Here is a 13,678-nt window from a genome sequence, read left to right as displayed (position 1 = left end):
CCTAGACTACCAACCGCGCAAGGCGGGTAGGGTGGGCGAAAACATCCCCGTGAAAAAGGAGCAGACCAATGGCTGACGACAAGTTCTACTTCAACCCCACCACCGGCGAGGTCTCCCAGGGCAAGGTCGCCTCGTGGGACAACCGCATGGGCCCGTACGACACCCGCGAGGAGGCCGCGCACGCGCTCGAGATCGCCGCGCAGCGCAACAAGGCCGCCGACGAGGCGGATGAGGCCTGGGAAGACTAGAGCTTCTTGAAGGCCTTCTTCACCTTCTTCATCGCCTTCGGGTAGCCGGCAAGCGCGGCCTGGCCGAGTTCCAGCTCGCGCTGGTAGAGCACGCCGTAGGCGAAGGTGTCCTCGCCGCGAGCGTGCGCGTCCTGCGCGAGCTGGACGAGGTGCTCGCGCGCGGTGACCGAGTCCTGAAAGTCCCCGAGCACCGACTGCAGGCGCGTGCACGCCTTGACCAGCGGACCCGTCTTCAACCCGGAGCCTTCGGCGGCGACGGCGGCGTAGCGCAGCTTCTTCGCCGCCTTGCGCACGGCGTGGATGTAGGCCTCGCGCTCGGCCAGCGGCAGCGCGGCGTCCTCGGCGTATTTCTCCATCTTCGCGTGGCGCTTCCGCAGCTTCGTGTACGCGCCGCACAGCTGCGTGTAGAGCTCCGCGTCGCTGTGCTCTGCGGCACCGTGCAGCTTCTCGACGTCCGCGAGCAGCCCCGCAAAGCGCTCCGAGTCAAGCATCTCGACGATTTCGGCGTGCGCCGCGTCGTACATCCCGCGCAGGTCGCGGTTGATCTGGGCCGCGGTGGCCGCATCGATCGTGCCGGTGGTATCACACGCGATGAGGTCGCGTAAGCGCTGCTCGACGACCTCCGCGTCGCGCGCAGTGCCCAGCACCCCGGCCGCGTACTTGAGCTCGGCCTCCACGTGGGCCGCATCAGCGTGACCGCCTGCAACGCCGTAGGTTGCTAGCAGGGAGCGCATCGTGCGGGTGGCTACGCGCATCTGGTGGACGGAGTCGGCTTCGTCGGCGCGCACGCGTGGGATGTAGTCGACGATCCTTTCGCGCGTGCGCCGCAGCGCCTCATCGACCGGCCCGGCCGGCAGGCTCTCGCCCAGCGCTTTGACCAGCTTCGACGGCGCATCCGCCGGGCGTGCGCCCGCCGCCAGCATCGCCTCGGTGGCGTTGTGCAGCAGTGTTTCGCCGGTCTCGGTCCCGGCGATCGCCTCGCTTAACTCCAGCTCCCACTCGCGCCAGGTCTGCGCCTGGCCGCCGGGCAGGTAGGACTCGGAGGTGACGTGGTCGTCGCAGAACTCGGCGTACGCGGTGCCCTCGCGGCCCAGGACGGACTCCACGCGCCGGTTGTCCACCCGCGCGATCGGGACCAGGGGCGCATCGCCGACGATGTCCGCGACCGCCTTGCGCAGCTCGGCCGGGACCTCGTCGCCGGGGGCATCCTGCAGCGGCACCTGCAGCTCGCGGCGCGCCCCGCCTTCGCCCGGCAGCTTGACGTGCCAGCCGTCGTCGGTGCCGCCCGTGCGGCGACGCAGCGCCGTTTTTGCACGCGTGAGCCGCAGATCTTCGGTGTCGAAATAGGTGGCGGAGAGGTGGTGGGTGGTGGTGGAGGTAATGGACAACGTGGCGTCGACAAGCGAGATGCCCGGCGGCTTGACCCCCTCGTCCACGGCGAGCTTGACCTCAACTTCTAAAAACTCCTGCGGCATGGTTCATCTCCCTCACATCGACTCAACCCCAAGCCTAGCGTCGCTACAGTGGGAGTATGAACACTCAACAGGAAGACGTGCTGCGCAAAGTCGAACAGCAAGACATTGCGTTTTTAAGGCTGTGGTTCACCGACATCTTCGGCTCGCTGAAGACCGTGATGATGTCGCCCGCCGAGCTGGAATCCGCCTTCGACGAGGGTGCGGGCTTCGACGGCTCCTCCATCGAGGGCTTTACCCGCATCTCGGAGTCGGACACCCTGCTCAAGCCCGACCCGTCGACCTACCAGGCGCTGCCTTTCGACGAGGACTCCGGGCTGCAGACCGGGCGCATGTTCTGCGACATCACCATGCCCGACGGCGAGCCGCTCTACAGCGACCCGCGCCAGGTGCTCCGCCGCCAGATCGAAAACGCCCGCGACATGGGCTTCGAATTCATGGCCAGCCCAGAAATCGAGTTCTACGTGGTCAAGCCCTTCGAACCCGGCGAGCGCCCCCAGCCCGCCGACCTCGGCGGCTACTTTGACCAGGCCAAGCGCAACGAGGCGCCGAAGCTGCGCCGTCAGGCGATCGCCGCCTTAGAGTACATGGGCATTGTCACCGAGTTCTCCCACCACGAAGCCAGCGCCGGCCAGCAGGAGATCGACCTACGCCACACCGACGCGCTGACCATGGCGGATAACGTGCTCACCTTCCGCTACATCGTGAAAACGGTCGCCGAGGCCAACGGCGTGCACGCCACGTTTATGCCCAAGCCCTTTCCGCACATGGACGGCTCGGCGATGCACACGCACTTCTCCCTGTTCGAGGGCGACGAGAACGCCTTCCACGACCCGGACGACGAAATCAGCCTGTCCAAGACGGGCCGCCAGTTCATCGCCGGCATCATCGAACACGCCAATGAGATTTCCGCGCTGACCAACCAGTACGTCAACTCGTACAAGCGCCTGCAGTTCGGCTCGGAGGCGCCCACGGCGGCGACCTGGGGCGTGTCGAATCGCTCGGCGATGGTGCGCGTGCCCACCTACCGGCTGCACAAGGCGGAGTCGCGCCGCATCGAGGTTCGCTCGCTCGACTCGGCGGCCAACCCGTACCTGGCCTATGCCGCAGTGTTGGCCGCCGGGCTGCGCGGGATTACCGAGGGCTACGAGCTCGACGAGCCGGCCCGCGACGACGTCTTCGCACTGACCCGCCGCGAGCGCCGCGCGATGGGGTACCGCGACCTGCCCAACTCCCTCGACCAGGCGCTGCGCTACCTCGAACAGTCCGAGTTCATGGCTGAGGTGCTCGGCGAGCAGGTCTTCGAGTACTTTTTGCGCGCCAAGTGGGACGAGTGGCACGAATACACCAGCCAGGTCACGCCCTGGGAGCTCGATAGCGGGATGGACCTGTAATGGCGCTTCCCACCCCGGCCAAACTCGGGCTCACCTCGCCGCGCGCGGCGCAAGACATCGAGGAGCTGTCGCTTGACGACGCGGAGCTGCTCTGGACCCTCGCCGGCGCCGGCGACCCCGACCTCGCCCTCAATACTGCGCACCGCTTCGCCGGCGCGCTGCCCGCGGAATCCGAGTGGCGCGAGGTCCGCGAGGCGCTGGCGGCCGACGCGCAGTTCTGCACCCGCTTTTTCGCCCTGCTCGGCGGCTCGACGGCGCTCGCGGACCACCTGGTAGCCAACCCACACCTGTGGCGCGAGCTCGCCGCCCCGCTGCCGACCGAAGAAGAGATGCGAGAGGCGATGCTTCGTGCCGTCGAGGCGGAGCACATCGAGGAGGCGACCTACCGCGCAGGCGCCCGTTTCGCCGACAAGCACGTGGCCAAGGACGCGCTGCGCGAAACCTACCGCACGCTCATGATGCGCATCGCCGCCGCCGACCTCGCGGGCACGTTCACCCCGCTCAAGGGCCACGGCGGCGCCGAGCCTTTGGGGTACCAGCGCACCACCGCGCTGCTCACCGCGCTTGCCGACGCCGCCTTAACCGCCGCCCTCGCCGTCGCCATCCGCCAGGTCTACGGAGAGGAGGAACCGGACACCGCGCTCGCCGTGATCGCGATGGGCAAGTGCGGCGCCCGCGAGCTGAACTACATCTCGGACGTCGACGTCATCTTCGTCGCCGAGGAGGCCACCGCCAAGGCCACGCGTACCGCCAGCGACTTCATGCAGCTGGGCACCGCCTGTTTCTTCGAAATCGACGCCAACCTGCGCCCCGAGGGCAAGGCGGGCGCGCTCGTGCGCACCCTGGACAGCCACGTGACCTACTACAAGCGCTGGGCCGAGACCTGGGAGTTCCAGGCCCTGCTCAAGGCGCGCCCGCTCACCGGTGCGCTTACGTTGGGTGAGCGTTACGTCGAAAAGCTTGCGCCCTTGGTGTGGGAGGCCTCCCAGCGCGACTCCTTCGTCGAGGATGTCCAGGCGATGCGTCGGCGCGTGCTCGCCAACGTGCCGGAGTCGCTGCGCCAGCGCGAGCTCAAACTCGGCGAGGGGGGTTTACGCGACGTGGAGTTCGCCGTGCAGCTGTTGCAGCTCGTCCACGGGCGCATCGACGAGAGCCTGCGCGAGCCGAACACGGTCGCGGCGCTGACCTCGCTCATGGTCGGCGGCTACGTGGGCCGCGAGGACACCGACAAGCTCATCCGCGCCTACGAGTTCCTCCGCCTGCTCGAGCACCGCCTCCAGCTGCAGCGCTTCAAGCGCACGCATCAGCTGCCCGCCACCGACGACGAGAAGCGCCTGCGCTGGCTCGCGCGCACCGCCGGGTTTCAGGCTACGGCGCGCCGCACCGCGGTTGAGGAGATGCAGCGCGCGCTGACCCAGCTGCGCCGGGTGGTGGCCAACCTGCACGAGCGCCTCTTCTACCGCCCGCTGCTCGAGGCCGTCGTCGACCTGTCGATTGGCGAGGCCACCTTTTCCGCCGACGCCGTCAAGGCGCAGCTCGCCGCGCTCGGCTACCGCCACCCGGCGCGCGCCTACGACCACCTCAACGCCCTGGTCAAGGGCACCTCGCGCAAGGCGAAACTCCAGGCGATCCTGCTGCCCACCCTCATGCACTGGCTCGCCGGCACCGCCGACCCCGGCGCGGGCCTGCTCAACTACCGCAAGCTCTCCGACGCCGCGCTCGATCGGAGCTGGTTTCTGCGCATGCTTCGCGACGAGGGCGTGGTCGGCACCCGGCTCATGCACATCCTCGGCAACTCGCCGTACACCTCCGACCTCATCATCTCCGCGCCCGATGTGGTCAAGCTGCTCGGCGACGGCTCCAGCGGTCCGCGCCTGTTAGAACCGGCGCCCGACCAGGTGCACAAGGCGATCATCAACTCGGCGAACCGTCACCGCGAGAACCCGGACAAGGCGGTCGCGGTGGCGCGCTCGCTGCGCCGCGCGGAGCTGGCGCGCATCGCCTCGGCCGACCTGCTCGGCATGATGGACGTGCGCCAGGTCTGCACCGAACTGACCATCGTGTGGGAGGCGGTGCTGCAGGCCGCGCTTGAGTCCGAGATCCACGCAGACCTTGTCGCCCAGGGCCTTGCCGAGCAGCCCGCCCGCATCGCGTTTATCGGCATGGGCCGGCTCGGCGGCGCGGAGCTTGGATACGGCTCGGATGCCGACGTGATGGTGGTGGCCGAACCGGTCGGGGAGACCTCGGAATCCGACGCCACTGCCTGGGCCGCGCGCATCGTGGACCAGCTGCGCAAGCGCCTGGCCAAGCCTTCCGACGACCCGCCGCTGGAGGTCGACCTCGGCCTGCGCCCGGAGGGCCGCTCCGGGGCCGTGGCGCGCACGATCGCCTCTTACGAGCGCTACTACAGCCAGTGGGGCGAGGTCTGGGAAAAGCAAGCCTTACAGCGCGCCACCGTGGTCGCGGGGCATGCCGAAACCGGCGAGGCCTTCCTACGCATGATCGACCAGTTCCGCTACCCCTCGGGCGGGGCGAGCCAGTCAGACATCCGCGAAATCCGCCGCATCAAGGCCCGCGTGGACAACGAGCGCCTCCCGCGCGGTGCCGACCGCGCCACCCACACCAAGCTGGGCCGCGGCGCGCTTGCCGACGTCGAGTGGACCGTTCAGCTGCTCACCATGATGCACGCCCACGAGCATGAGGGCTTGCACACCACCTCCACCCTGGATGCGCTCGACTTCCTTGCCGAGCTCGACGACCCAGACGTGCTGCCCGCCGCGCAGGCGAAGATCCTGCGCACCGCGTGGCTGACCGCCACCCGTGCCCGCAGCGCGCTCGTGCTGGTCGCCGGCAAGCGCACCGACCAGCTGCCCGCGCCGGGTCCGCAGCTCGCACAGGTGGCGGGCTCCGCCGGCTACGACCCGGACCAGCAGCAGCAGTTCTTGGAGGACTACCTGCGCATCACCCGCCGCGCGCACCAGGTCATCGAGGAGGTGTTCTGGGGCGAGAAGCCCACCCGCGAGTTCGATTGAGCCTAGAGTGGGGGACATGGCTGTGCATTTCTCAATCGATCTCAACGATGCCACCTACGCTGACCTGGTGGCGCTGGTGGAAGGGGCGCGTGTTGCGGGCGTCGATAAGCAGGCCCGGCTCAACCTCGAAGACACGACGCTTTCGCTCGAAGTCGAGCCCGACACGCGCCGCGGCACCACCCGCACGGAGCATCCCACGCCCGGCGGGCAGCTGCCGCAGCTAGGCGATGCGGCGATCCGCTCGGTGGTGGACATCCTCACCGGGCGCCAGGAGCCTCCTCGCTGACGATCTTCACGCTCGGGGCGAGGTGGTGCTTCGCCTTGTGGCGCGAAACCACAAGGCCGACGAGCAGGAGCGCGGCGGTGAGATAGAAGGCGATCCACGCGTGTCGGAAAACGCCCCACTGGTAGGTCTGGCCGTGCGCGGAGTGATCGAGCATCACACCGACGGCCTGCGCGCCGATCATGCATGAGATGAATCCGCCCATATTCGCCAGGCCGGTGCCGGTAGCGACGATGTTGGCGGGCAAGTGCTCGCGCACCGCGTCGAAGCCGAAGTTCGCCGTGGGCACGCACAGGCCCATGAGCACGGCGATGGTGAGGATGGCACCGTAGCCGCGCGGGGTGCTGGATGCGAAGAAGAGCATCCAGGAAATCGGGGTGACCGCGCCGAGGGCGATCGCGGCAAGGTCGCGGCTGGAGCCCATACGGGCAGACAGCGCGCCGATGGCGGGGGCGGCGGCGATATTCACGGCGGTAAAGAGGATGAGCACGGTGCCGGCCTGGCTTTCGCTCAAGCCCATGCCCAGGGTCATCAGTGGCAGGCCCCAGAGGAGGCAGAAGCTGAACATCCAGAAGATGACCCAGCCGTGGATGAAAAACGCCTCCCATGTGACCGGCGAGCGCACGACGGTGCGCAAGATGTGCCCGATCGGCATGGCCGAGGACGACTCCTGCCGCTGTGTCTTGATCTCGCGGCGCTGCCCGCGCGTGAGCTCGGCCCACTCGGGGGTGTCCGCAACGGCAACCGCAGCAAGCAGGGCGATGAGCAAGCCGAGCGCGCCGAGCGAGACAAACGCGACGGTCCAGCCTTGCGCGGAGAGCAGCGCGAGGAAGGGCACGGCGGAGAGGAACTGGCCGAGCTGGCCGACCGCGGCGGTCAGCTGGGTAAACAGCGGCGTCTTCCTTGGTGGGAACCAGTACGGCAAAATGCGCATGGCGGACAGAAACGCGGTGGCATCGCCCGCGCCGATGAGCACGCGGGCGACGATGGCCACGCCGTAGGAGCTGGTCAGGCCGAGGACGATCTGCCCGACGGCCATGATGATGGCACCGGCGACGAGCATGAAGCGGGGCCCGAGTTTGTCAATGAGCAGTCCCGTGGGGATCTGTGCGAAGGCGTAGACGCCGACCTGGACTGCGGTAAACACTGCGATTCGTGATGCGTCGACGTCGAATCTGTCGATAGCTTCCACGCTTGCCACGCCGAACGACGTGCGTCCAAGGATCGCTACGGCATACACAGCGACTGCGCCGAGCCACACGATGAGGGCTTGGGAGGTGAGCTGTTCGCGTGGGTGATTGTTTGCCATGGCAGCTTATGTTAATTAGCGGGTTTGCGCAGCGTGCAATCATCCACGGTTGACAATAGGCACGTGCCGGGTAAACCGCTTCGCCTTCCTGCGTGAGACGAGCAAACCGATAAGGCACACTGCCGCCGTGCCGAAAAACGCCAGCCAGGCGATACGGAAATCGTGCCATGTAAACGCTGCGCCGTCCGCAGACCAGTCGAGCAGCACCCCGACGAGCTGCGAGCCGATCATGCAGGCGATGAACCCGCCCATGTTGGCGAAGCCCGTGCCGGTAGCCACCATCTCAGCCGGCAGGTACTCGCGCAGCGTGTCAAAGCCGAAGTTCCCCGAAGGCATACACAACCCGAGCAGCGAGGTGATCACCAGCGCCGCGCCGAAGCCGCGGGGCGTAGGTGAGGCGAAGAGCACCGCGAAGGCGATGGGAACGATCGCGCCGATCCAGAGTGCAGCGAGGTCGCGGCGCACGCCGAGTCTAGCGGAGACCACGCCCATAATCGGCGCGGCAATCACATTGCCCACGCTAAACAGGATCAGCGCGGTGCCGGCCTGCGCCTCGGACAGGCCCATGCCCTGCGTCATCAACGGCACGCCCCAGAGAAGGGAGAAGGAGAACATCCAGAAGATGCCCCAGCCGTGGATGAAGAAGGCCTCCCACGCGATAGGGGAGCGCACCACGGTGCGCAGCGTAAACGCAAGTGGCACGCGCCGTGCCCGCTTCTGGGAGTGGACCTCGCGGCGCTGCTCGCGCGTCATCGCCGACCATTCCGGGGAGTCGGACACCACGAGTGCGGCGACGAGCGCGAAGATGAGCCCGAGCGCACCGAGCGAGACGAACGCGACGGTCCACCCGCGCGCGCCCAACAGCGCGAGGAAGGGCACAGCGGAGAGGAACTGGCCGACCTGGCCGAGCGCGCCGGTCAGCTGCGTATACAGCGGTGTCTTCTGTGGCGGGAACCAATAGGGCAGAATCCGCATCACAGACAAAAACGCGGTGGCATCACCTGCGCCGATGAGTACGCGCGCGGCGAGTGCGACACTGTAGCTGTCGGTCAACCCGAGCGTGATCTGGCCGGAGGCCATCACTAGCGCGCCGGTGACCAGCATGAAGCGCGGACCGAAGCGGTCGATTGCCAGGCCTGTGGGGACCTGTGCGGCGGCGTATACGCCGACCTGCACTGCGGTAAATACGGCAATGCGGGAGGCACTCACGTCGAAACGTTCCATGGCGTCCATGCTGGCCACGCCGAAGGAGGTCCGCCCGAAGATCGCGATGATGTATACGGCAACCGCACCCCACCAGACGGCGAGCGCGGTGCGTGTAACCTGTTCGCGCGGGTGATACGACACCGTAGTTTTTCTCATGCGCGCACACTAACATTAGGCGTTTTCGGTTGTCGCACCGTGGCGAGTGCTCGTCCCGTAAGCTTAAGTCCCGTGGATTACATTTCGACTCGCGACCAGACCGCCACCCCGCACAAGTTCACCGACATCCTGCTCGGCGGCTTGAGTGCCGACGGCGGCTTGTTCATGCCCGCCACCTACCCGCGGCTTTCGCCCGCGCTTCTCGACGACTGGCGCACGCTCCTGCGCGACAAGGGCTACGCCGCACTTGCCGCCGAGGTCGTCAAACTCTTCGTCGACGACATCCCGGACGCCTCGATCGAGGAGCTGACCGCCAAGGCCTACCACACCCCGAAGTTCGCGCACCCGGACATCGTGCCGGTGACCGAGCTGGACGAGAAGCTTTCGCTCGCGCACCTCTCTGAGGGCCCGACCGCCGCGTTCAAGGATATGGCGATGCAGCTACTCGGCGAGCTGTTCGAGTACGAGCTCGCCCGCCGCGGCGAGACGCTGACCATCCTGGGCGCGACCTCGGGCGATACCGGCTCGTCCGCCGAGTACGCGATGCGCGGCCGCGAGGGCATCCGCGTGTTCATGCTTACCCCGGCCGGCCGCATGACGCCCTTCCAGCAGGCGCAGATGTTTGGGCTGGACGACCCGAACATCTTCAACATCGCCCTCGACGGGGTCTTCGACGACTGCCAGGACGTGGTCAAGGAGGTCAACGCGGACGCCGCCTTCAAGGCGAAGTACGCCATCGGCGCGGTCAACTCGATCAACTGGGCGCGCCTGCTCGCGCAGACGGTCTACTACATCTCCACCTACCTGCGCGTGACCGAGTCCAACGACGAGCGGATCTCCTTTGCGGTGCCGACGGGCAACTTTGGTGATGTGTGTGCAGGTCACGTCGTTAAGCAGATGGGCCTTCCCATCGACCGCCTGATCGTGGCGACCAACGAAAACGACGTGCTCGACGAGTTCTTCCGCACCGGCAACTACCGCCCGCGCTCGGCCGCCGAGACCCAGGCGACGTCCTCGCCGTCGATGGACATCTCCAAGGCCTCCAACTTCGAGCGCATGCTTTTCGACGCCCTGTCGCGCGACGCCGCGAAAACCGCCGAACTTTTCGGCACCAAGGTCAAAGACGGCGGTTTCGACCTGGATGACCTGGGCGGGCAGGCGGTGCTGAAGCGCATCCGCGAAGACTTCGGCTTCGCCTCCGGCTCCTCGACCCACGCCGATCGGCTGGCCACGATCAAGCAGACGTTCCAGGAGCGTGGCGTGATGGTCGACCCGCACACCGCCGACGGCATCCACGTCGCCCGCGGCCTGGCGGACGAGGTCGACACGCGCATCGTGGTGCTGGAAACGGCGCTGCCGGTGAAGTTCGCCGACACGATCGTCGAGGCGACCGGGCGTTCCCCCGAGGTGCCGGAGCGTTTCGCCCACATCATGGACGGCGCGCGCCACGTCACCGACCTGCCTAACGACGCGGAGAGCGTCAAGCAGTTCATCGCAGATAACGCCGAGAAATAAAAGAGGTACGACTCATGGCACAGGAACAATTCGCAGGACCTGACTACTTCACCGAGTTCGACCCGGAGAAGTTCCTGCGCGACATCAAGATCCAGGCCGCGGAAGCCGAAAAGGGCGAGGAGGGCACCGACTCGGAGCAGCGTGACTGACCCCACGCAACCCGGGACGCACTACCCGGCCGGCGGCTACACTCCGGGCGGCAACGAGGCGCGCAAATACCAGCCCGCCCACGGCGAGCAGTGGACCTTTCCCACGCCCGTGCGCGAGCCTGCGCGCGGACGCAACGCCGCGTGGGCCTCGTGGGCGCTGTGCGTGATCGCGGCTGTGCTGCTCGTCGCCACTGTGGTGTGGATGGGACTGCAGACCCCGCAGGCACCCGCGCCGTCGAACGCCGAGCGAGACGCCCGCGAATCCGTGCAGACCCCGCGCGAGCAGGACGCGGCGGCAAGCGACAACGATATTCGCGTGCCCGCCTTCGCGCTGTGGGCACCCGGCACGCGCATCCAGTCCACCGACCACAAGCCGGCGCCGGGGGAGAGCTTTACCGCCCAGTCGTGCACCTCGGCGCTGAGCTTTACGGATACCGCCGGCCAGCACTACGCCGTGACCGCCGGGCACTGCGGCCGCGTCGGCGACTTGGTCTGGCCGACCAACGCCACCCACGCCTACGACTACGCGCGCGAGGTTGGCCACTTCATCTACTCCGGCCTCTACAGCGGTGACGGTTCAAAGGCGGACGGGGTAGACATCGGCATCATCCAGATCACCGACCCGGAACGCTACATGGAGGTCATCGGCGAGCCGATCCCCACTGGCATCGCCGAGCACATCCCGCCCGTCGAACGCGTCTGCAAGACCGGAGCGACTACCGGCTATACCTGCGGCGAATTCGTGGACACGCAGCGGGTGCAGATCGTCAACGCCGGTGCCGACGAGGACCGCGAAACCTTCGGCGACATCGCCAGCGTGTGTGCCGCCGCCGGGGACTCCGGCGGGCCGGTGTTCACTGAGGTCAACGGCCGCGCCGTGATCATCGGCGTGGTCTCCGGCACCGAGGCCGGCCGCAGCGAGGAGGAATGCTGGGAGGGAATGGACAACCCGAAGCTCATGTCCTACTCAAATGTCGAGCAGCTGATGACGGTGATCAACCACGTCGTACCCGACGCCGTGTGGCAGCACCAGACCTGGTAGGCGCTTACATGCCCCACTTCTCGCGCAGCGCCGCGCCCGTCGGCTCGTGCTTGAACGTGTGCGGGCGCGAGGGGCGCGCCTCCATAATCGTCAGCTCCTCGGGTCCGAAAGCCTCGAAGCTCGCCCTATCCAGGTAGGGCCGCAGCCCGAACTCCTCCCACGCGGGGCGCAGCTGCGCGGCGTCTGCGTCGAGCCACGTCAGCGTCGCGAGCCGCCCGCCGGTTTTTTCCAAGTTGTTGGTCACGGTCACCGAGTCCGCGCCGTGGTCCGCGCCGAAATGGATGAGCTCGTCGATCGTTTGCGGCGGCACGGTGGAAAAACAGAAGCCGAGCATCTCGAAGCGCATGTTGTCAGCCGTGCGCAGCGTGAGCGCGTCCAGGCAGTTTTGCTCAAGTAGGCGGGAGATATGGCCGGCGGCGTCGGGGTCGGTAAACGCGGCGTCGCTAAGCGTGCCCTGGACCGCGACGCCGCTTTCGGTGGTGGCGACGCGCGCATCGGCGATCACCCCGGGCCGGATGCTGGCGGCGACGTTTCCGGCGTCCGCCGGCGCCGGGTTCCACGCCTTGACCGGCGCGGCGGGTGCGTTCGCCTCCGCGGACTGGCGGTAGCTGGCAAGTGCAGCGATCATGACCACGAGCGCGATGAGCAGCGCGCCGTAGCCGGTGATAAACGCTGCTTTGGGTACTCGCTTCAGGGTCTGCATCGCCGCTTATTCTAGTCGACGTAGACTCAAAGCCACACAGACGCGAAAGGATTTCACCGTGCCAATTCCGGAATTTATCGTGGAGATCCGCAAAAAGATCGGCCACGACCCGCTCTGGATCCCGGCGGTGGCCGCGATCGTCCTGCGCGACTCCGCTGACCAGTCCGCCTGGGCCGTCCCCGACGTGCTGCTCGTGCGGCGCGCGGACAACGGCAAGTGGACCCCGATCACGGGGATCGCTGACCCCGGCGAGCAGCCGCACGACGCGGCGGTGCGCGAGGTGCGCGAGGAGACCGGCATCGAAACCACGCCCGCAGCGATTTTGGGTGCCGGCTCGCACGGCCCGGTCGTGCACGCGAACGGCGACAAGGCCAGCTACATGTCGGTGCAGCTGCGCTTGGATCCGGTCGACCCGGCCGCGGAACCGGTGGTCGGCGACGACGAGTCGGTCGAGGTCGGTTGGTTCCCCATCTCGCGTATGCCGGTCACCGACCCGAAGTGGCGGCTGGTCATCGCTGATGCGGCGGCGCAGCGCAGGCATCCGGCGTCGTTTCACCCGCGGATGGGCCTTTCCAAGCGGTGAGGCTCGGCGTCGATTGCTCCGAGTACCAGGCCGGGCTCGACTTTTCCGGCTTCGACTTCGCGATCCTGCGCACCACCGACGGCACCTACCAGGACCCGTGCTTTGCGCAGCTGCTCGCTGATGCTTCGGCAGCCGGCTGCGCGCTTGCCACCTACCACTTCCTTCGCAGCCCCGCCGAGGGCACCACGATCGCCGAGCAGGTCGACGCCGCCCTCGCCGTTCTCGGGTCGCACCGTTTGCCGATGTGGCTCGATGTGGAGTCTCCCGCGGGGCTTTCGCTTGCCGACGTCCGCACCGCCCACTCCACCTTCCGCGCCGCCGGCGTCCCTGTGGCCGGCGTCTACACGACCACGCGCTACTGGCGCCGCCACATGCGCCTGGCCAGCCCGGCCGAGTTCGGGGCGCTGTGGCTCGCGCAGTGGGGTGACAACACGGTGACCGACCCCGCGCAGCTGGGTGCGTGGCCATCTCCGCTAGGCATGCCGCGCCCGCAGCTGTGGCAGTTCACCTCGCGCGGCCGAGTCGGCGGGATTGAGGTCGATTTGAACCTAGCGGTTGCGGGGGTTTGTGGCCTGCGCTAGGTTGT

At 67.5% G+C, this 13,678-nt stretch carries 13 protein-coding genes; 9 read left to right on the top strand and 4 right to left on the bottom strand.

The window, feature by feature from the left end:
- The first annotated feature begins 68 nt into the window (after positions 1 to 68).
- Complete coding sequence (locus tag M3G14_RS01605; protein ID WP_259924235.1) at positions 69 to 248, top strand: hypothetical protein; 180 nt, start codon at positions 69 to 71, stop codon at positions 246 to 248.
- On the opposite strand, the gene M3G14_RS01600 is transcribed toward M3G14_RS01605, so the two are convergent.
- On the bottom strand, positions 245 to 1,723 hold the full coding sequence (locus M3G14_RS01600; protein WP_259924234.1) for a CYTH and CHAD domain-containing protein: 1,479 nt from the start codon (positions 1,721 to 1,723) through the stop codon (positions 245 to 247). The genes M3G14_RS01605 and M3G14_RS01600 overlap by 4 nt on opposite strands.
- 56 nt (positions 1,724 to 1,779) lie before the next feature.
- Here M3G14_RS01600 and M3G14_RS01595 point away from each other — a divergent pair, with 56 nt between their 5' ends.
- Genes M3G14_RS01595 through M3G14_RS01585 form a run of 3 tightly spaced genes read left to right on the top strand, consistent with a single transcriptional unit; the run spans position 1,780 to position 6,432 of the window.
- Positions 1,780 to 3,114 (top strand): glutamine synthetase family protein, encoded by a 1,335-nt coding sequence (locus M3G14_RS01595; protein ID WP_259924232.1) that lies wholly within the window; start codon positions 1,780 to 1,782, stop codon positions 3,112 to 3,114.
- Positions 3,114 to 6,146 (top strand): bifunctional [glutamine synthetase] adenylyltransferase/[glutamine synthetase]-adenylyl-L-tyrosine phosphorylase, encoded by a 3,033-nt coding sequence (locus M3G14_RS01590; protein WP_259924231.1) that lies wholly within the window; start codon positions 3,114 to 3,116, stop codon positions 6,144 to 6,146. Before M3G14_RS01595 ends, M3G14_RS01590 begins: the two co-directional genes overlap by 1 nt.
- Before the next feature lie 16 nt (positions 6,147 to 6,162).
- Positions 6,163 to 6,432 (top strand): hypothetical protein, encoded by a 270-nt coding sequence (locus M3G14_RS01585; RefSeq protein ID WP_259924230.1) that lies wholly within the window; start codon positions 6,163 to 6,165, stop codon positions 6,430 to 6,432.
- Here the strand turns inward: M3G14_RS01585 and M3G14_RS01580 are convergent.
- Both M3G14_RS01580 and M3G14_RS01575 read right to left on the bottom strand, forming a co-directional pair.
- Entirely contained in the window at positions 6,404 to 7,738 is a 1,335-nt protein-coding gene (locus M3G14_RS01580) for a nitrate/nitrite transporter (RefSeq protein WP_259924229.1), read from the bottom strand. The two genes, M3G14_RS01585 and M3G14_RS01580, sit on opposite strands and share 29 nt — an antisense overlap.
- Positions 7,739 to 7,777: 39 nt before the next feature.
- Positions 7,778 to 9,100 carry a nitrate/nitrite transporter gene (locus M3G14_RS01575; protein ID WP_259924228.1) on the bottom strand — a complete coding sequence of 441 codons (1,323 nt, stop codon included), beginning with the start codon at positions 9,098 to 9,100 and terminating at the stop codon, positions 7,778 to 7,780.
- Between the two features lie 72 nt (positions 9,101 to 9,172).
- On the opposite strand from M3G14_RS01575, the gene thrC reads away from it, so the two are divergent.
- From thrC to M3G14_RS01560, 3 genes are read left to right on the top strand one after another with little or no spacing between them, the layout of a single operon-like run.
- Positions 9,173 to 10,615 carry a threonine synthase gene (gene thrC / locus M3G14_RS01570; protein ID WP_259924226.1) on the top strand — a complete coding sequence of 481 codons (1,443 nt, stop codon included), beginning with the start codon at positions 9,173 to 9,175 and terminating at the stop codon, positions 10,613 to 10,615.
- Between the two features lie 14 nt (positions 10,616 to 10,629).
- Positions 10,630 to 10,764 (top strand): hypothetical protein, encoded by a 135-nt coding sequence (locus tag M3G14_RS01565; protein ID WP_259924224.1) that lies wholly within the window; start codon positions 10,630 to 10,632, stop codon positions 10,762 to 10,764.
- Positions 10,757 to 11,806: a S1 family peptidase gene (locus tag M3G14_RS01560; protein ID WP_259924222.1), complete on the top strand. Its 1,050-nt coding sequence runs from the start codon at positions 10,757 to 10,759 to the stop codon at positions 11,804 to 11,806. The genes M3G14_RS01565 and M3G14_RS01560 overlap by 8 nt, the downstream gene beginning before the upstream one ends.
- 4 nt (positions 11,807 to 11,810) lie before the next feature.
- Here the strand turns inward: M3G14_RS01560 and M3G14_RS01555 are convergent, their stop codons facing one another.
- Entirely contained in the window at positions 11,811 to 12,509 is a 699-nt protein-coding gene (locus M3G14_RS01555) for a hypothetical protein (protein WP_259924221.1), read from the bottom strand.
- 58 nt (positions 12,510 to 12,567) lie between these two features.
- Here M3G14_RS01555 and M3G14_RS01550 point away from each other — a divergent pair, with 58 nt between their 5' ends.
- Complete coding sequence (locus tag M3G14_RS01550) at positions 12,568 to 13,092, top strand: NUDIX domain-containing protein (RefSeq protein ID WP_259924219.1); 525 nt, start codon at positions 12,568 to 12,570, stop codon at positions 13,090 to 13,092.
- Complete coding sequence (locus M3G14_RS01545) at positions 13,089 to 13,673, top strand: glycoside hydrolase family 25 protein (RefSeq protein WP_259924217.1); 585 nt, start codon at positions 13,089 to 13,091, stop codon at positions 13,671 to 13,673. Before M3G14_RS01550 ends, M3G14_RS01545 begins: the two co-directional genes overlap by 4 nt.
- The last annotated feature ends 5 nt before the right edge of the window (positions 13,674 to 13,678 follow it).

It is taken from the genome of Corynebacterium sp. p3-SID1056 (assembly GCF_025152525.1).
GTDB lineage: Bacteria > Actinomycetota > Actinomycetes > Mycobacteriales > Mycobacteriaceae > Corynebacterium.
This window is presented reverse-complemented; position numbering and strand designations above follow the sequence as displayed.